The following is a 17829-nucleotide window of genomic DNA, read 5'->3' on the forward strand; positions in this document are numbered from 1 at the left end:
CTGCCGGACACCTCCGCCCTTTCCCGTTTCGACCCCTACGGCGCCAACGTGCCGTGCCTGCCGGCTGCCGTCTTCTTTCGACTCGCCCACCTGTTGCAACCCATGCCGGGGCACCCGCCAGCCGGCACGTCATTCCTGTGTCTGCCGCCCCATTCTGGAGAGAATTCATGAAGCGTCTTGCCCCTGCCGCCCGTCACGGTGTCTTCGTCCGTAGCGCCCTGTCTGCTGCAATTCTGCTGGCTTTCGCTGCGCAGGCGCAGGCCGAGGTCTGCGATGCCGACGGCGCCGGCGGGACCGGCGGCAGCACCACCGATATCGGGACCTTCGCCTGCGGTATCCAGAACAGCGCGACGGGCGGCGCCGGCGGAGTACCCGAAAGCAGCGCGGTCGGCGTGCGCAATATTGCGAGCAACGCAGGCAGTGCGATTGGGCGCCTCAACACGGCGACCGGCCTTCAGGGCAGCGCGATCGGCGACGGCAACTTTGCAACCAACGAGCTCACTTCTGCGGTGGGGGTCGGCAATACGGCCAGCGGCGTGAACGCCACCGCACTCGGCACACTGAACTTTGCGCAGGGCCGGCTCAGCAGCGCCGTGGGCACCGACAATCAGGCGCTCGCAGATGGCAGCAGCGCCTACGGCCGCGGCAATATCGCGAACGGACTGGACAGCGCCGCGCTGGGTTTCGGCAACGGCACCCCCGGGGACGGCAGTAGTGCGGTGGGCTCCAACAACGTGGCGGCCGGAAACGCCAGCACCGCCCACGGCCGCGGCAATAACGCGAACGGGGGGAGCAGTGTTGCGCTGGGTCTGGGCAACACCACCGACCTCCTCGGGGTTAACAGCAGCGCCATAGGCGTCGTCAACACCGCAGCGGGTGAGGACAGCAGTGCGATCGGCCGTGGCAATGGCGCGCTCGGCGTCCAGAGCAGCGCCGTTGGTTTCGCCAACGAGGCGACGGTCATGGGCAGTAGTGCTTTCGGCAACAGCAATAGCGCGACCGGCGTCAACAGCACCGCGGTGGGTTTCAGCAACCAAGCCGCGATGCAGGACAGCAGCGCCATCGGCTTCGACAACTTCGCCAACGGCGTTGGCGCCAGCGCGGTCGGCTACTTCAATAACGCGCGAGCCCAATTCAGCGCCGCCGTGGGTTACGACAACGACGCGGACGCTTTTGGGAGCAGCGCGCTGGGTTCCTCCAACCAGGCAACTGGGGTTGTCAGCACCGCCGTCGGTGCCAGCAACGAAGCCGCGATGGCGCAGAGCAGCGCGATCGGCTTCGACAACTTCGCCAACGGCGTCGCCGCCAGCGCGGTGGGCAACTCCAATGCCGCGAGAAACGACTTCGCCACGGCCGTGGGCTTCGACAACGGCGCGGACGGGGAAGGGAGCAGCGCGATCGGCTTCAACAACCTTACAAACGCCGAGGACAGCAGCGCGATGGGTCACCAGAACGAGGCCAACGGCACCGCGAGCACGGCGTTCGGCTATCAGAATGAAGCCAACGGCGATTTCAGCACCGCACTGGGCGCCAACAGCACGGCCGCCGGGGACTTTTCGCTGACCATCGGCAACTCGGCCGATGACGAGGCCGGCACGTCCGTGGCCGCCACCGCCACCAACGGCATGGCGATCGGCCGCAATGCGACGGTCACGGCGGCCGGCGTGAATGCCATCGCGATGGGCACGGGCGCCTCAGCGTCGGCCGCCAACAGTGTCGCGCTCGGCGCCGGGTCAGTCGCCGACGTTGCCAACACGATCTCCGTCGGCGCAGCCGGTGCCGAACGCCGGATTGTCAACGTGGCGCCCGGCACGCTGGGCGCCGCGAGCACCGACGCGGTCAACGGCTCTCAGTTGTTCGCGACCAATCAGAACGTGGCGGCCAACACAGCGAATATCGCGACGAACACTGCAAGCATCGCCGCCAATACTGCGAATATTGGCACCAACACCACCAACATCGCCGCCAACACCGCCGCCATCGCCGGGCTCGACACCCGGCTCGACACGGCCGAGACCGGCATCGCCAGCAACACGGCCGCGATCGCCGCCGTAGCGGCCGACGTCGGCGCCATTGATGGCCGCCTGGACACCGCCGAGGCTGACATCGACAGCCTGGAGGGCCGCGTTACCGTCAACGAAGCCGACATCGCTCAGAACACCGCCGACATCGGCGTTCTCGACGGCCGTGCCGACGCCGCCGAGCTGCGGCTGGACGACGCTGAGGACCGCCTGGATACGGCTGAGCTGGACATCGACACCCTGCAAACCGACGTGGATGCGGTGGAAGCCGAGGTGGACAACCAGGGTGCCGGTCTTGCCGCCGCCCTGGGTGGCGGTGCTGAGGTAGATCCGGCCACCGGCACCGTCACCGCGCCCGACTACGCCGTACAGGACGGCAACTTCAACAACGTCGGCGATGCCCTGGGCGCCCTGGACACCGGCGTGACCAACGCCCAGGCCAGCGCCGACGCCGCCCAATCCACCGCCAACACCGCCCTGGCTGCTGCCGGGGCTGCCCAGGAGACCGCCGACACCGCCCTGTCGCGTGCCAACACCAACAGCAGCCGCATCACCGTGCTGGACGAGCGCGTCACCACCAACGAAGGCGACATCGTCGTGCTCGACAGCCGTCTGGATGACGCCGAAGACGACATCCAGGAACTCGACGGCCGTGTGGGTCTGAACACCTTCAACATCGCCCAGAACGCCGAGAACATCACCGACCTCGACGGTCGGGTCACCACCAATGAAGGCAACATTGTTCTCAACACTGCCGGCGTTGTGCAGAACCGCGCCGACATCGGCGCCCTGGGTCAACGAGTCAGCGTCAACGAAGGGGCCATCGGCAGCAACACCCAGAACATCTCGGTCAACACCCTGCAAATCGACCAGAACCTGACCTCCATCAACAGCCTTGAGGATCGTGCCACCGCCACCGAAGCCGACGTCGTCAATCTGGATCAGAGGGTCAACACCGCCCAGGGCACCGCCAACACCGCCCTGAACACCGCCCAGAGCAACGCCGCCTTCTGCGGCCGTGGCAGTGCCAGCGGCACCATCGAGTGTGGCGACAACGCCCAGTCCGGAGATCAGGCCATCAACAGCCTGGCCATCGGCACCAACGCAGAAGCCCAGTCTGCCGGGGGCATCGCCGTCGGCTTCAACGCCACCGCCGTGCAATCCAACTCCGTGGCCATCGGCAGTGGCGCGGTGGCTCAGTCCTCCGTCGCCGTCGGGACCGATGCCCAGGCAACGGGAACCAACACCACCGCCATCGGCGACAACGCCATCGCCTCCGGCGAACAAGCCGTCGCGGTCGGCAACAACGCCAACGCCAGTGCCGCCAACAGCGTCGCCGTGGGCAACGGCTCGGTCGCCGATCAGGCCAACACCGTCTCGGTAGGGTCGGCGGCCAATCAGCGGCGGGTTACCAACGTGGCAGCGGGGGTGGAGACGACCGATGCCGTCAACATGGGCCAGCTCGGCGCGCTGATGGAATCCGTGGATGACTTCCGCAAGGATCTCAACTCCGGTATCGCCTCGGTCGCGGCCATGGCAGCGCTGCCCGACCCGGCGCCGGGCAAGCGGTTCTCGGTGGGCGTGGGTGCCGGTTCCTACGACGGCGAGCAGGGCTATGCCATTGGCATGAAGGCGCAGTTCACCCACAACATCCGTCTCACCGGCGCTATCGGCGGCGGTGGCAGCGGTTCCACCAGCGCCTCGGTTGGCGCAGGATTCAGTTGGTGAGCGCGGAGTTCGACCTTGCGACCCGCGTCGCGTCTCCTCTCGTCGAAGTCCGGAGCCGGAACGATTCCATGAACGTACGTGTGCTGGTCATCGAGGACGACGAGGACCTGCGGGACACGCTGTGCCGCTACCTGTCGGGCATCGGCATGGAAGTGCACGGCCTGGACAGCGCAGAGCATCTGGACGAGCACCTGGCGCAGCATTCCGCGGACCTGCTGATCTGCGACGTCAATCTGCCCGGCGAGAACGGCTTTTCGATCGTGGCGCGCCTGCGCCAGAAGACGCGCGCGGGCATCGTCATGCTCACCGCGCGCGGGCAGGAGGACGACCGCATGCTGGGGCTGTCCTTGGGCGCCGATCATTACCTGGTCAAGCCGGTGAACCTGCGCGAACTGGAGTTCGTCATCCGCAACCTGCACCGGCGCCTGAGCGAAACCCCGGTGGCGGAACCGGAGCCGGCGGCGCAGGGCGTCTGGAAGTTCGACTCGATGGTGTGGGCGCTGACCGCACCCAACGGCGCCACCGCGCAACTGACCATGGCCGAATTCCGCATGCTGCAGTGCCTGGTCGCGCATCCGGGCGAGGTGGCCACGCGCGAACAACTGCTGGCAGCGATGGACCGGCCGAACCTGGAGATCTACAGCCGCAACCTGGATGTAACCGTGTCGCGCCTGCGCAAGAAGGTGGAAGACGCCTGCGGCCAGAAGCTGCCAGTGACCTCTGCCCGCGGCATGGGCTATGTGTTCAACGGGCGCGGAGAAGTGGTGGCCTGAGGTCGGCTGCCAACCAGTGAGAAGAAACGGCAGTTCGGGCTTTTGGGAGTATCGGGGATGTCGTCATAGCAAATGATCCCTGAGTAAAGCGCGCCGGGGCAGATTTCCCCGGTATCCGCTGAAGCAACCATAGTCTGGCGTCGATAGTTGGCGGACGGGCGGGGACGCCGGTACGGTCGGTTTCGCATCTCACGCCCGCGGAGAGCCGCAAGGGATTGCCGCCCCAACCCGCATTTCTCAGGGGTCGCCGGAGAATCCCTTGCCATTGCCAATCCGCACAGCGTTCTTCAACTTCGGTTCCGAAACAGACTGTAGAGAGATTCTCCGTCTGGATCGGCGCTGGCCTGTCTGCGGTGCGCAGGGCTTGGGGTTCACTCACCCCATGGGCAGTCCCGCCACGGTGTCGGGAGCGCAGCGAGCGCGGGCGCGGGCGGGACTGCAGCGTCGGCTCCCGCACCCCGGTTGGGTTTACGTGGGAGTGACTCAATGGCACTCCCACGCTGGGACCCAACCGCTGCGCAGGCACCGTGTCGCCGGCGCACTATGGGGTTCGCTCCACCCCGGCGCCCGCGTTCGGCCACGGCGGGGAGTGACTCAATGTCACTCCCCGCTAAGCCAAACGCCGTCCTCGACCTACGGCCTTCGCCCGATCCCCCCGTGAGAAATGCAGGCTATGGGATGGCGAGAAACTCCTCGTATTGCTTCATCACCCGCGGATAGACCTGGTTGCTGGGTTCCAGATGCGCGCGGACCAGCGGCATCGCCTGCTCGAACAGGGGCGCCGCCTCATCGCGGCGGCCGAGCCGGGTCAGAACGTAAGCCAGTCGCGCGGTCGCGATGCCGATCACGGCATGCGCGTCGGGCGTCAGCGCCTGCGCCTCGGCCAACGCCGCGCGGGCGTCGGCTTCGGCGGTGTGCCATTGCCCGGCGTCGACGACCGCATCGGCCACCAGTTCCAGCGCCTTTGCGGAGAACACCAGATCGCCCTGTGCTGCGCGCAAGGGCGCGACCAGTGCACGCAGCTCGGCAATGCCTTCGTCAAAGCGGCCATGCCGGGTTTTCATGCCGGCAAACATCATGCGGGTTCTGAGCGTTTCCGCGTTGCCGGCCCCGTAGACGGCAGTGAACCGCGCCAGTGCCAGCGGCGCCTCGGCCCCGGCTTCTTCGCGCTGACCCGCGTCGGAGAGCATCAGGACCGTCAGGCGATGCAGGTCGGCGGCCTCGCCCAGGTTGCGGGCACTGCCGTGTTCCAGTCGGGGCATCAACTCCCGCGCGATGGCCACGGCCTCGGCACTGCGCCCGAGGTTGCTCATCATCGCGAGCTGTTCCATTCGCAGTCTCACACGGAATCCGTCGTCCGCCGGCAGCCGCTGCGCGACCTCCGCATGAAGCGGGTCGAGTATCGCCAGCGCCTGGGTGTTCTCGCCTTTCCAGGCGTGGAGACGAGCGCGCAGAAAGCGCACCTGGGCGGCGATCTTCCAGCTTTGCAGGTCGTCCCGGCCCGCGACCAGGGCCTGCGCACGATCCAGGAGAGGGGCGTAGTCCTCGATGCCGCGCACCGCCAGATTGCGGCTCAGCGCCAGGTGGGCGCGCGCGGTCTCCAGGCGCGCCTCTTCGCCCAGCGGCGCCAGCACGGCGACGGCGCGCCTCAGATGGCGTTCGGCGTCCATGTCGTTGCCGATCAGGTGCCAGGCCGAGCCCAGCGTGGTGCGTACCGCGCCTTCCTGCAGCGGCTGTCCGCCAAAGCGCTCGGTGATTTTGGCGTCGGCGGCCTCGAGCACCTCGCGCATGCTCGGGTCCGGCTTGCCTGCCTGGCCGGGATCGGCGGCGGCTAACAGGTCCTTCTGCACGAAGTCGTTGACGGCGGAAGCGACCTCGCTCTGGCGCCGCGCCTGGTCCAGTGCGGCGCGCAACTGCCAGCTCAGAACGCTGGTCACAGCCAGGCCTGCAATCAGTACCAGCCCAATTCCGATCAGCAACGGCCGTCGCTGCCGGTATTGGTCCAGCTGCCGCTGCAGCGCAGCCGCGCGCAGCGCTTCCCGATGCTCTTGCGCGCGCCGCTCGCGGCGCTCCGGCAGGCTGCGCAACCGCCGTGCGAATTCCGCCGCATCGCTCAAGCGGCGCAACGGGTCGCCGGCCGCGGTCTGCGCGATGTCGTCGCGCAGGACTTCGTCCGGCACGTCGGCTTCCCAGCCCGCCGCGAGCGGCCGGCGAAAGTCTCCGACCACCAGTTGGTACAGCAGGATGCCCAACGCGTAGAGATCCGAACGTTCGGTCGAAGGCTGGCCGGCCAACACTTCCGGCGCCATGTACAACGGAGTGCCGCTGGAGGAGTCGACGTTGGTGACGGTAGGCGTCAGACCCAGCCGGGTCATGGCGAAGCGGCGCAGGCGTTCGCGATCCATGATCGTGGCGCTGCCGAAGTCCGTCAGGCGGATTCGGGGCGACGTCCCACTGTCGTCAACCAGCATATTGGCCGGCTTGAGGTCTTTGTGCAGGATGCTGGCGCCATGCGCGATGGCCAGCGACTCGGCGCACTGCGCGGCCAGCTCCAGCCGCTGTTCCAACGGTATCGTGGCCAGGCCGCCACGCGCCTGCGTCCACTGATCCAGATTTCCGCCGCCGATCCATTCGCTGGCGATGAACGCCGGCAGATGCTCGAACTGGCCGTCCAGCACGCGCACGAAACCGGCCGCGGCGATATCGCCGCCTGCGACTTCCTTCAGCAGCCGGCTGATCGCCAATTCGCGCTTCAAGGCCGCCACGGCGCGCATGTCGACTGCAAATTTGAATACCCGAAGCCGGTTTTCGCCATCGCGACCCAGCCACAGATCGGCCTGCCCGCCGACACTGAGAGGCTCGATCAATCGCCATTCGGCACGATCGGGTGGATGGTCGCCGGCCTTCAGGTCCAGCCGCGGGGCCGCCGGTGGCACCGGTCCGTCGAAACTCACCGGCACGGCCAGCCGGTAACCCAGGCCCCTGACCACCTGAATCGCTGCTGCCTCCGTTTCCCCCAACGCCGCCCGAAGGCGGCCGATGGTGGTGGTCAGCACCGTCTCCGACAAGATACGGCGGGGCCAGCAGCTCTCCGCCAACTCTTCCTTGCTCACCACTTCACCGGCGCAGTGAAGCAACTCGCGCAGCACCTGCAGCACCTTCTTCGGGGCTTCCGCCTCGACGCCGCGTACCGTCAGCCGCATGTTGCGTTCGTCGAACCGCACGTTGCCGAAACGCCAACTGCCGGCAACCGGCGCCGCCGGGGGGTGTCGCATCGGTGTCTCGGGTGCTGTCGGTTCGGCGGGCATGTGTAACTGTTCCGCTGTGGGTGGGCCTTCGGGCCGACATCCCACCCTTGATCGAGCGCACGCCGTCGGCCTGAAGGCCCACATATTTTAATCGGCGTCCCTTGTGGACACCCATCAGCGTGGACCGCGACGTTCCCGCCCGGAAAACCGCGCAGGTTAAACTTGCTGGCCGTGCGGCACAGGCCACACGCTCGAACTCAGCCGCCAACGCCTCGTGAACCCAGACTACGATCCGCGCACCGTAGAGCGCGCCGCCCAGGACTACTGGCAGTCCACCCGCGCCTTCGAGGTCACCGAAGACCCAAGCCGCGAGAAATATTACTGCCTGTCCATGTTCCCCTACCCCAGCGGCAAGCTGCACATGGGGCATGTCCGCAACTACACCATCGGCGACGTCATGAGCCGCTACCAGCGCATGCTGGGCAAGAACGTACTGCAGCCGATGGGCTTCGACGCCTTCGGCCTGCCGGCAGAGAACGCGGCGATTGCGAACAACACCGCGCCGGCCAAGTGGACCTACGCGAACATCGAGTACATGAAAGTCCAGCTCGCGGCGCTGGGCTTCGGCTACGACTGGACGCGCGAGGTGCAGACCTGCCGCCCGGATTACTACCGCTGGGAGCAGCTGCTGTTCACGCGCCTGATGAAGAAGGGCCTCGTCTACCGCAAGAACGCGGTCGTGAACTGGGACCCGATCGACCAGACCGTACTCGCGAACGAGCAGGTCGTGGAAGGGCGCGGCTGGCGCAGCGGCGCGCTCGTCGAGCGCAAGGAAATCCCTCAGTGGTTTTTGAAGATCACCGCCTACGCGCAGGAACTGCTCGACGGCCTGGATACGCTCAGCGGCTGGCCGGACTCGGTCAAGACCATGCAGCGCAACTGGATCGGGCGCTCGGAAGGTCTGGAGTTCCAGTTCGAGGTGCCGGGCCACGCGCCGCTGACGGTCTACACCACGCGCCCGGACACGATCATGGGCGTGACCTACGCGGCCGTGGCTGCGGAGCATCCGCTAGCGCTTGCGGCCGCTGCAAATAATCCTGAACTCGCCGCGTTCCTCAAGGACGCGGGACGCAGCGGTGTCGCCGAAGCCGAGATGGAGACGATGGAGAAGCGCGGCATGCCGCTCGGCATTTCTGCGATCCATCCGATCAGCAGCGAGCAGGTGCCGGTGTGGGTCGCGAACTTCGTGCTGATGGGCTACGGCTCCGGCGCGGTCATGGCCGTGCCGGGACATGACGAGCGCGACTTCGCGTTCGCGCTGAAATACGGGCTGCCGATCAAGCAGGTCATCGCGCCTCTGCTCCCCTCTACCGCAAGCGGGAGAGGGGCCGGGGGTGAGGGTCTGTCAGAGCGGCACGACTCTCGCTCAACGGCACCCGCACGACATTCCCCCGCGCCTCTACCTCCCGATCTACTGAACTTCGCGCGACAACTCCGCGGTAACTCCACGGACGCTGAGCAACGCCTATGGTTGCTGCTGCGGGACCGTCGATTCCGCGGACTGAAGTTCCGGCGCCAGCATCCCGTGGCGCCGTACGTACTCGACTACTACTGCGACGAACTGAAACTTGCCATCGAACTCGACGGCGGCCAGCACGCCGAAAATTTGCAAGCTCGGCGCGACGAACAGCGAACGGCTGCTCTGGCCGGGCATGGCATCACTGTGCTGAGATTCTGGAATGACGATGTGCTGCTGCGAACGGAGTCCGTTCTTCAGGCACTCTGGGATTGGTGCGAAGAACGGAGTCTGGTGCAGCCAGCGAGGCCCTCACCCCCGGCCCCTCTCCCGCTTGCGGGAGAGGGGAGCCAGGACGGCGCGTACACGGAGCACGGCATTCTCATCAACTCCGGCGAACTCGACGGCATGACTTACGAGCAGGCGTTCGATGCGCTCGCCGCACGCTTCGAAGCGCAGGGGATCGGCAAGCGCCGCGTGAATTTCCGGCTGCGCGACTGGGGCGTTTCGCGCCAGCGCTACTGGGGCTGCCCGATTCCGGTCATCTACTGTGCGAAGTGCGACGCACAGCCGGTACCCGAAGACCAGTTGCCCGTCGTGCTGCCGGAAGACATCGAGTTCACCGGCGTGAAGTCCCCCATCAAGGCCGACCCGGAGTGGCGCAAGACAACGTGCCCGAACTGCGGCGGGCCGGCGGAGCGCGAGACCGACACCTTCGACACCTTCTTCGAATCGAGCTGGTACCAGGCGCGCTACACCTCGCCAGGTGCGCAGCAGCTCTGCGACGAGCGCGCGAACTACTGGCTGCCGGTGGACCAGTACATCGGCGGCATCGAGCACGCGATCCTGCACCTGCTGTACTTCCGCTTCTTCCACAAGCTGATGCGCGATGAGGGCTTCGTGCCGGGCGACGAGCCGGCGACGAATCTGCTCACGCAAGGCATGGTGGTGAAGGAGACATATTTCACGGAAGACCAGGGCAAGAAAACCTGGATCAACCCGGCCGACGTGGAACTGACCTTTGATGCGAAGGGTCATCCGACGTCGGCGAAGCTCAAGACCGATGGGTCCACCGTGCAGATCGGCGGCGTGGAAAAAATGTCGAAGTCGAAGAACAACGGCATCGACCCGCAGCTGCTGATCGACCAGTACGGCGCCGACACCGTGCGCCTGTTCGCGATGTTCGCCTCGCCGCCGGATGCTTCGCTGGAGTGGAACGATGCCGGTGTGGAGGGCGCGGCGCGCTTCATGCGCCGGCTGTGGCGCGGCGTGCATACGCATATCTCTCAAGGCCCGGCGCCGAAGCTCGACACGTCCGTGCTCACGCAGCCGCAGAAAACGCTGCGCGCCGCGCTGCACGACGCCATCGCCAAGATCGGCGACGACTACGGCCGCCGCAAGCAGTACAACACCGCGATCGCCGCGGTGATGGAACTGATGAACACGGTCGCGAAGTTCGAGGACGCGAGTCCCCAGGGTCGCGCCGTACTGCAAGAGGTGTGGGAGAGCATCGTGCTGATGCTCAACCCCATCGTCCCGCACGCTGCGCACGCGCTGTGGCAGGCGCTCACCGGTAACAACAACGCGCTCGACGCGCGCTTTCCGGTTGCCGACGACGGAGCGCGCGTGAAGGACGAGCTCACGCTCGTGGTGCAGGTCAACGGCAAGCTGCGCGGCCAGATCACGGTGGCGCGCGAGGCGACTCAGGAGCAGATCCTGGCAACCGCTCTGGCTGACGACAACGTGCAGAAGTTCGTCAACGGTGCCGAGCCGAAGAAGAAGATCCTGGTGCCGGGCAAGCTGGTGAATCTGGTCGTATGAAGCCATGTGTACCGTTGCGGCACACGGCGGTGGCGCGTGACGCGAAACCGTTGATGCAGGAGAGCGAGAATTGAAACTGCACGCGGTTCGGGTCGCGCGACCGACTGACGGGCTCTGGCGTTTGCCGCACGCCGCGATGTTGGCGTTGACGCTCACCGCCTGTGGCTTCCAGCCGGCCGGCAGCCGCCCTCTGCCCGAACCCTTGCGCCTGGTGCGTATCGACATGGTGGCGCCGTTCCGCGTGTCGGAACCGCCGGTGGAGGCGGCGCTGCGAGACCGGTTGCTGCGGCGCGGCGCCGAGGTGGTTGAGAAGAGCGACACCGGGGTCACCGTGATCCGCCTGACCGATCTCAAGGGCTCGCGCGAGGTGCTCTCGGTCGGGCCCGACGGCAAGGCACTGGAATACGAACTGATCCTGCGGGTGAACTACGACGTGCGCACCGGCCAGCGCGTGTGGATTGCGCCGCAGCAGGCGGAGGTGCGACGCGATTTCAGTTTCAACGCCGACCAGATTCTGCCCAAGGAGCAGGAGGCCGATCGCCTGCGCGAATTCCTGGAGGGCGAGATGGCGGAGATCCTGATGCTCAGGATCGAGGCGGCGGTCGCCCGAGCTGAGCGGCAAGCACCAGCGCCGGATGCAGCACCGGCGGCGCCTGCGGCCGACCCAGGCGGGTAAGCCCTGCCTGCAGATGCAGGCGGCAACCGATGTTGCTGCTCAGCACCAGATCGGGCCGCAGCTGCTGCAGCGCATCCAGTTTCGGGGCCAGCAAGGCGTCGGCGGCCTGGGGATGCGTCAGGAAATGACTGCCAGCGGCACCGCAGCAAGCGGCGTTGCCGTCCAGCTCCACCACGTCCAGCTCGGGAATCGCGTGCAGCATATGGCGCAGGTCGCCGTCCGCCTTCATCACGTTGCACAGCGTGCAGGGCAGGTGCAGCACAGCCCGCATCGGCAGCGCACGAAACTGCAGATGCTCGATGCGGGCTCGCAGCAGGGTCGTGAGGTCTTGCACGCGTGCGGCGAACGCGGCGCCGCCGGCCACGCCGCAGGTCCGGTAATCGCGCAGGCTGGCCGCGCATCCGGAGGTGAAACTGGCGACGATGGCGTCCGCCGGGAATGCCGCGAGGTTGTGCTGCGCCAGCTCCAGCGCCCGCTCGCGCAGACCGGCGTGCTGGTGCAGGGCGCCACAGCAGGTCTGCGCAGGCGCGCCCACCAACTGGTAACCGGCGGCGCGCAGCAGGGCAGCGCTGGCATCCCGCACGTCGCGTTCCAGCACACTGCTGACGCAGTCCTCGAACAAGGCGACCCTGGGCGCATCGGCGCCAAGCTCGGCGGGTACCGGCAGCGCCCTTCTGGGGCGCCACCGGGCAGCCGCGGGCAGCAGCGATTCCAGTCGTGCCAGCCGGCCTGCGCCGAGCACACCGCTGGCGCGGACCAGTCGTTGCAGACCGCTCCTCCTGTACAGCGCGATCAGGCCGCGCAGCAGGCGGCGTGCGGCGCGCGGCACCAGCACGGTGGCGAGCCCGCGGGTCAGGCGGGTGCGCTGCGGCTGCTGCGCTGCCAGTTCGGTGCGCGCGGCGTCCAGGATGCGGCCGTACGGCACCTGCGCAGGGCAGACCACCTCGCATTTGCGGCACGACAGACAGCCATCGAGATGAGTCTGCAGCGAGGCCGTCGCCGGCACTGTTGCGCCCAGCAGCCCCTGCGTCAGGGCGATGCGCCCGCGCGGAGAATCCGCTTCGTGGCGGGTCAGACCGTAGGTTGGGCAATGCGGCAGGCACAGCCCGCACTTCACGCACAGGTCGGCGTCCTGCAGGACCGCAAGGCGGTACTCGGCTTGGGATGGTCCGGACATGGCCGGTATCATCGTCGATCCCCCGGCAAAAAACGGAGTTATTGATGATCCGCCGTCTTGCATTCGCGTTCCTTGCACTTGCGCCGTCGGCTGTCGCGGCCAGCGAATGGAAGGGCGAAGCCGCCGCCGGACTGCTGACCACCAGCGGCAACTCGGAAACGCAGTCGATCAACGGCAAGTTCAACCTGGAATATCTGACCACCAAGTGGAAGAACCGCTTCACCGCCACCGCGCTCAACAACAGCGACGAAGAAGAAAGCACCGCTGAGCGTTACACCGTGGGCGACCAGCTCGACTACAACTTCAATCCGAAGAACTACGCCTTTGTCGCGGTGGACTGGGAAAAGGACCGGTTCGGTGGATTCCGGGAACGCACGGTGCAGAGTCTGGGCTACGGCCATCGATTTCTGACCGGCCCCAAACACCTGCTGGATGCGGAGATCGGCGCCGGTGCGCGCCAGACCGAGGCGCAGGATACCGGCGAGCGCGAGGACGAGTTCATTGGCCGCCTCAGCAGTCGCTACCAGTGGGTGATCTCCGAAACCAGCACGTTCTCGCAGTCGATCAAGGTCGAAAGCGGCTCCGAAAACACCTTCAGCGAGGCGGTCAGCGAACTCAAGCTGTCCATCATCGGCAACGTGTTCGCCGGCATCTCGTTCACCGCGCGCAACAACTCCGACGTGCCGCCCGACACCAAGAAGACCGACACCTACACGGCCGTGAATCTGTCATATACCTTCGGCTCCAAGTGATCGCGACACGCCTCCAGTGAGCTACTACGAACACCACCTGTTCTTCTGCAACAACCAGCGCGCGCCGGGCGAGCGCACCTGCTGCAACGACAAGGGCGCAACCGCGGCGCGCGAACACGCCAAGGCGCGCATCAAGGCCTTGCGACTCAACCGGCCGGGCAAGGTGCGGGTCAATCAGGCCGGCTGCATGGAGCGCTGCGAGGAAGGGCCTTGCCTGGCGGTTTATCCGCAGGGCGTCTGGTACACCTACCGCAACGCCGCCGACATCGACGAGATCATCGACCGGCACGTGCTCAAGGGCGAGATCGTGGAACGCCTGTGCCTGCCCGACCAACCGCCCTGGATCAAGGCTGGATGAGCGGCCGTTTTTTCTCGCGATTTCTGCTGGTGACATGGATGTCGGCCGGGCCTGCCAGCGGCGCGCAGTGGACCGGCGAGGCGGGCATCGGCCTGCTCGCAACGCGCGGCAATTCGGACACCGAATCGCTCAGCGGCAAGTTGCTGCTCGACACGGTCCGGGAACGCTGGAAGAACAGCTTCACTGCCACGGCCATCAACAGCGGCGACGACCAGGGCCGCACCGTGGAGCGTTACGCAGTCGGCGACAAGCTGGACTACCACCTGAGCGAGCACAACTACCTGTTCGCTGCACTGGACTGGGAGAAAGACCTGTTCGGTGCCTACCGTGAGCGCACCTCGCAGGTCATCGGCTATGGCCGCCACCTGCTGACCGGGCCGGTCCATCTGCTGGATCTTGAGTTCGGCGCCGGCGCGCGCCAGACCGAAGAGCAGAACACGGGCCAGCGGGAAAGCGAGGCCATCGGCCGTCTCGGCGGCAAGTACATCTGGACCGTGTCGGACACCAGCGCGCTGGCGCAGTCGATCAAGATCGATACGGGGTCCAGCAATACCTCCACCGAGGCGATCACGGAGCTGAAGCTGACGGTGGTCGGCAACCTGTTCACCGCGCTTTCGTTCACCCTGCGGCACAACAGCGACGTGCCGGTAGACACCGATAAGACCGACACGGTGACGGCGGCGACCTTGTCTTACGCCTTTGGCGGCCGCTAGCAGACAGCCGCGCCGCCGGGCATGCTGCGCCCATGAGTAACCCGTCTCACCTCGTTACGCGCGGCTCTTCACCGCGGCAGCCACGATGATTCGCGAAGTCCTGCGCATGGGCGATCCACGCCTGCTGCGTCGCGCACGTGAGGTCGAACGCTACGACACCCCCGATCTGCATGCCCTGGTCGCCGACCTGTTCGACACCATGCGCGCACTGGACGGTGCCGGCCTGGCCGCGCCGCAGATCGGTGTGGACCTGCGCGTAGTGATCTTCGGCTTTGGCCGCAACGCCCGCTATCCGGATGCGCCGGCGGTGCCGGAAACGGTGCTGATCAATCCGGTATTGACGCCGCTGTCCACCGAGATGGAGGACGGCTGGGAGGGTTGCCTGTCGGTCCCCGGCCTGCGCGGCGTGGTGCCGCGTCACCAGCATTTGCACTACACCGGCGTCGACGCTCAGGGGCACGTCGTCGACCGCGAGGTGGAAGGTTTTCACGCCCGCGTCGTGCAGCACGAATGCGATCACCTCGACGGCATTCTGTACCCCATGCGCATCGTCGATTTCTCCCGCTTCGGCTTTCAAGACGTGCTGTTTCCGGGCCAGCCCGACCGCGACGAATAGCCCGCAGGTTCGTCTCCTGACCGGCCGGATGAGGGGATTGGCGCCCGCATCGCGCTTTGAAGGTTGAGGCGCCCCGATCAACGGTGCGCCCGGCCCTCACCCCGGCACGGAGAGCCGCCGACGCACACGCACATCCGAAATCAATCCTGTTCGGCCGCGCCTGACTTCCATGGCCGCCGTCCTCCCGCTGCTGCCGGTATGCCCGCGGCGCAGGCCGACGCCATTGGGGTGGGAAATCGCATTTGAACTTGTCTAGGAGATACGTATGAATTACCCCAACATGTATTTGATGCTCGCTGACGGGACGTTCAGCCAGCAAGCGCAAAATATTGATGTGGCGGTCGACGTCAGGATGATAACCAGTTCGGTATCGGGCGCAGCCCGGTGGGGTCAGATCATTGGCACCACTGGCATGAGCGATTGTGTAGGCGTTTTTTATTGCAACCGTTCTGGCGGAATGCTGTTTCATCATCTCTGTAACGACCCGTTGCCTCCCGCCCCTGCACCATTCGATTCTCAAGATACAAATGTGTTCGCCCTTTCGGGCAGCCAGTACAACAGTCGTCGCGGACCCCTGAGTGGACGCTCGGATTACGCATTTCATTTGGACCCTGACAAAGGCCTTTCGATCTACGCCTCGCAGTATCTCGGGCGGGATCCGGCTCCTCCGGGAGCGCCAATACCTAGCCGGGTGGCGCTTTCGGGGAGCGCCGAGATGTATTCCGAAATTGACTGGGAAGCGCACAAGGTCCCCAAGACGTGATGGTGCTGGGCCACGTGATGAAAGTTATGCTTATGGACAATTCCGACGTGGATGTAATTGTTGGCGCTTGATGAATGAGCCAGACAGCGAACAACGCCCGCCCGTCTGCAGCCGCCCCGGGTAGCGCGGCCTGCCGCCGTCAAAGCACCGGTGTACGGATGTTCAGCGGGTCGGGCTGCACTTCGGGCTGTGCCGGTGCGTCCGACTCGCCCGCCGGGCTTGTGGGCGCATCGCCAAAGATATAAACCAGCATGTCGTAGTAGGTGCGCACGTTGCCGACATAGGTCTCGGCCTCGTGTCCACGCGCGTAACCGTGCTTGGTCTGCTGATGCCAGCGCGGTTGCGTGAGCAGGCGCAGATTGGCACGCACGTCCACCCAGCGGCGTGAATCGCCGCCGCGTCGGCGGGTCAGTTCGCGCACGTCGATGACGTGCCCGTAACCCATGTTGTAGGCCGCCAGGGCGAGCCACACGCGGTCGGGATGCGGCACCTCGTCGGGAATGATGTCGATCAGCCGGCGGATGTAGCGTGCGCCGCCCATGATGCTCTGGGTGGGGTCTTCGCGATCGGAGACCTTGAGGAACTTGGCCGTCTGCAAGGTGAGCTGCATGATGCCCTTGACCCCGGTGGGACTGACCGCCGCCGGGTCCCAATGCGACTCCTGGTAGCCGATGGCCGCCAGCAGACGCCAGTCCAGGTCGAACTCCTGGGCGGCGCGCTCGAACACCTCGCGGTAGCGCGGCAGGCGCGTGTCGACATGGGTGGCCAGGGTCACCGCGCTCAGGTAATCCACCTGCTCGATATGTCCGAAATAGCGGTCGCGCAACTGCGCCAGCTCGCGCTCCGACAACCCGCTGAGGTAATGCTGGGCCGGCGTGAACAGGCTGTTGTCGATGGCGATCGGGAACGCCCAGGCGACGTCCTGCGCCCCGGTCAGATCGAAGGCCACGCGCAGTTGCGGGTAGTAGCGCTTGTTGATTGCCACCAGGTCCGACGGCGCCACGGTGTAGGTGATTTCGCCGTTGGCCACCTGCAGCAGCAATTCTTCGGTATCCAGATCGGGGCTTTCGGTCCAGACCAGACCCGGGTGCTGGCTTTGCAGATTGGCCAGGTAATCCGCCGCCGCGCTGCGCGCCGGCACCACCAGCCCCTCGCCGATCCGCGATGCGTCTGCCGGCGACGAGCGTCCCATGCGATACACCAGTTGTGGCACCACCTTGAGCAGCGGCCGGCCGAAACGTACCTCCTTCGAGCGGCGCGGCGTTACCACAACCCCCGCCGCCGCCAGATGCGCGCGACCGTTGCGGACCATGTCCAGGGCCTCGGTGGGCGTGGCCGCCAGAACCAGTTCCAGCCCGACCCCCAGCGATTCGGCAAAGCCATGAGCCAGGTCGTACTCGAACCCGGTCGGACCCGCGGGCCCCTCGTAGTACGTGGTGGGGCTGTTGATGGTGGCCACGCGCAGCGCGCCCAGCGCCTGTACCTGCTCCATCATGCCGATGCGCAGGGAACAGGTGCTGAGCAGACCGTAGAGGGCCAGGGCCGCACTCCAAGCGGCGACCCGCAGCCAACGAACCCTCGCGACGAAGTCACGCATCCACTAAGATACCGGCCGTCTGGAAAGCGCGAAACGCTAGCACAGACCCCGGCCGCAACGGCTCGGGATG

12 protein-coding genes and 1 pseudogene are annotated in these 17829 nt (G+C 66.2%); 10 read left to right on the plus strand and 3 right to left on the minus strand.

Annotated elements, in window-relative coordinates; translation table 11 throughout:
* The first annotated feature begins 167 nt into the window (after positions 1 to 167).
* A complete protein-coding gene (locus tag ACOOHP_RS00595) occupies positions 168 to 3749 on the plus strand; it encodes a YadA-like family protein (protein WP_420464528.1) in 3582 nt (1193 codons plus the stop codon).
* 68 nt (positions 3750 to 3817) lie between these two features.
* Positions 3818 to 4522, plus strand: coding sequence for a response regulator transcription factor (locus ACOOHP_RS00600; protein ID WP_420464529.1), 705 nt, complete (start codon positions 3818 to 3820; stop codon positions 4520 to 4522).
* A gap of 671 nt (positions 4523 to 5193) precedes the next feature.
* Here the strand turns inward: ACOOHP_RS00600 and ACOOHP_RS00605 are convergent.
* Positions 5194 to 7797, minus strand: coding sequence for a protein kinase domain-containing protein (locus tag ACOOHP_RS00605; protein WP_420464530.1), 2604 nt, complete (start codon positions 7795 to 7797; stop codon positions 5194 to 5196).
* Between the two features lie 247 nt (positions 7798 to 8044).
* Between ACOOHP_RS00605 and leuS the strand changes: the two are divergent.
* The 3 genes and pseudogenes from leuS to lptE all read left to right on the plus strand — a co-directional run.
* A pseudogene (leuS, locus tag ACOOHP_RS00610) lies at positions 8045 to 9121 on the plus strand (leucine--tRNA ligase); the annotation flags it as partial.
* Entirely contained in the window at positions 9107 to 11107 is a 2001-nt protein-coding gene (locus ACOOHP_RS00615) for a DUF559 domain-containing protein (RefSeq protein WP_420466921.1), read from the plus strand. The pseudogene leuS and the gene ACOOHP_RS00615, both read left to right, overlap by 15 nt.
* 136 nt (positions 11108 to 11243) lie before the next feature.
* Complete coding sequence (lptE, locus tag ACOOHP_RS00620) at positions 11244 to 11783, plus strand: LPS assembly lipoprotein LptE (protein ID WP_420464531.1); 540 nt, start codon at positions 11244 to 11246, stop codon at positions 11781 to 11783.
* On the opposite strand, the gene ACOOHP_RS00625 is transcribed toward lptE, so the two are convergent.
* Positions 11692 to 12960, minus strand: coding sequence for a (Fe-S)-binding protein (locus ACOOHP_RS00625; RefSeq protein ID WP_420464532.1), 1269 nt, complete (start codon positions 12958 to 12960; stop codon positions 11692 to 11694). The two genes, lptE and ACOOHP_RS00625, sit on opposite strands and share 92 nt — an antisense overlap.
* 44 nt (positions 12961 to 13004) lie before the next feature.
* On the opposite strand from ACOOHP_RS00625, the gene ACOOHP_RS00630 reads away from it, so the two are divergent.
* The 5 genes from ACOOHP_RS00630 to ACOOHP_RS00650 all read left to right on the plus strand — a co-directional run bounded on the left by ACOOHP_RS00630 (position 13005) and on the right by ACOOHP_RS00650 (position 16162).
* Entirely contained in the window at positions 13005 to 13712 is a 708-nt protein-coding gene (locus tag ACOOHP_RS00630; protein ID WP_420464533.1) for a DUF481 domain-containing protein, read from the plus strand.
* A 16-nt stretch (positions 13713 to 13728) separates the two neighbouring features.
* Positions 13729 to 14070 carry a (2Fe-2S) ferredoxin domain-containing protein gene (locus tag ACOOHP_RS00635; RefSeq protein WP_420464534.1) on the plus strand — a complete coding sequence of 114 codons (342 nt, stop codon included), beginning with the start codon at positions 13729 to 13731 and terminating at the stop codon, positions 14068 to 14070.
* Positions 14067 to 14783, plus strand: coding sequence for a DUF481 domain-containing protein (locus tag ACOOHP_RS00640; protein WP_420464535.1), 717 nt, complete (start codon positions 14067 to 14069; stop codon positions 14781 to 14783). The genes ACOOHP_RS00635 and ACOOHP_RS00640 overlap by 4 nt, the downstream gene beginning before the upstream one ends.
* 85 nt (positions 14784 to 14868) lie before the next feature.
* Positions 14869 to 15399 carry a peptide deformylase gene (def, locus tag ACOOHP_RS00645; protein WP_420464536.1) on the plus strand — a complete coding sequence of 177 codons (531 nt, stop codon included), beginning with the start codon at positions 14869 to 14871 and terminating at the stop codon, positions 15397 to 15399.
* Between the two features lie 265 nt (positions 15400 to 15664).
* A complete protein-coding gene (locus ACOOHP_RS00650) occupies positions 15665 to 16162 on the plus strand; it encodes a hypothetical protein (RefSeq protein ID WP_420464537.1) in 498 nt (165 codons plus the stop codon).
* A 139-nt stretch (positions 16163 to 16301) separates the two neighbouring features.
* On the opposite strand, the gene mltF is transcribed toward ACOOHP_RS00650, so the two are convergent.
* Positions 16302 to 17759 carry a membrane-bound lytic murein transglycosylase MltF gene (mltF, locus tag ACOOHP_RS00655; protein ID WP_420464538.1) on the minus strand — a complete coding sequence of 486 codons (1458 nt, stop codon included), beginning with the start codon at positions 17757 to 17759 and terminating at the stop codon, positions 16302 to 16304.
* Positions 17760 to 17829: the final 70 nt, after the last annotated feature.

Source organism: Panacagrimonas sp. (genome assembly GCF_965216805.1).
Classification (GTDB): Bacteria; Pseudomonadota; Gammaproteobacteria; order Nevskiales; family Nevskiaceae; genus Panacagrimonas.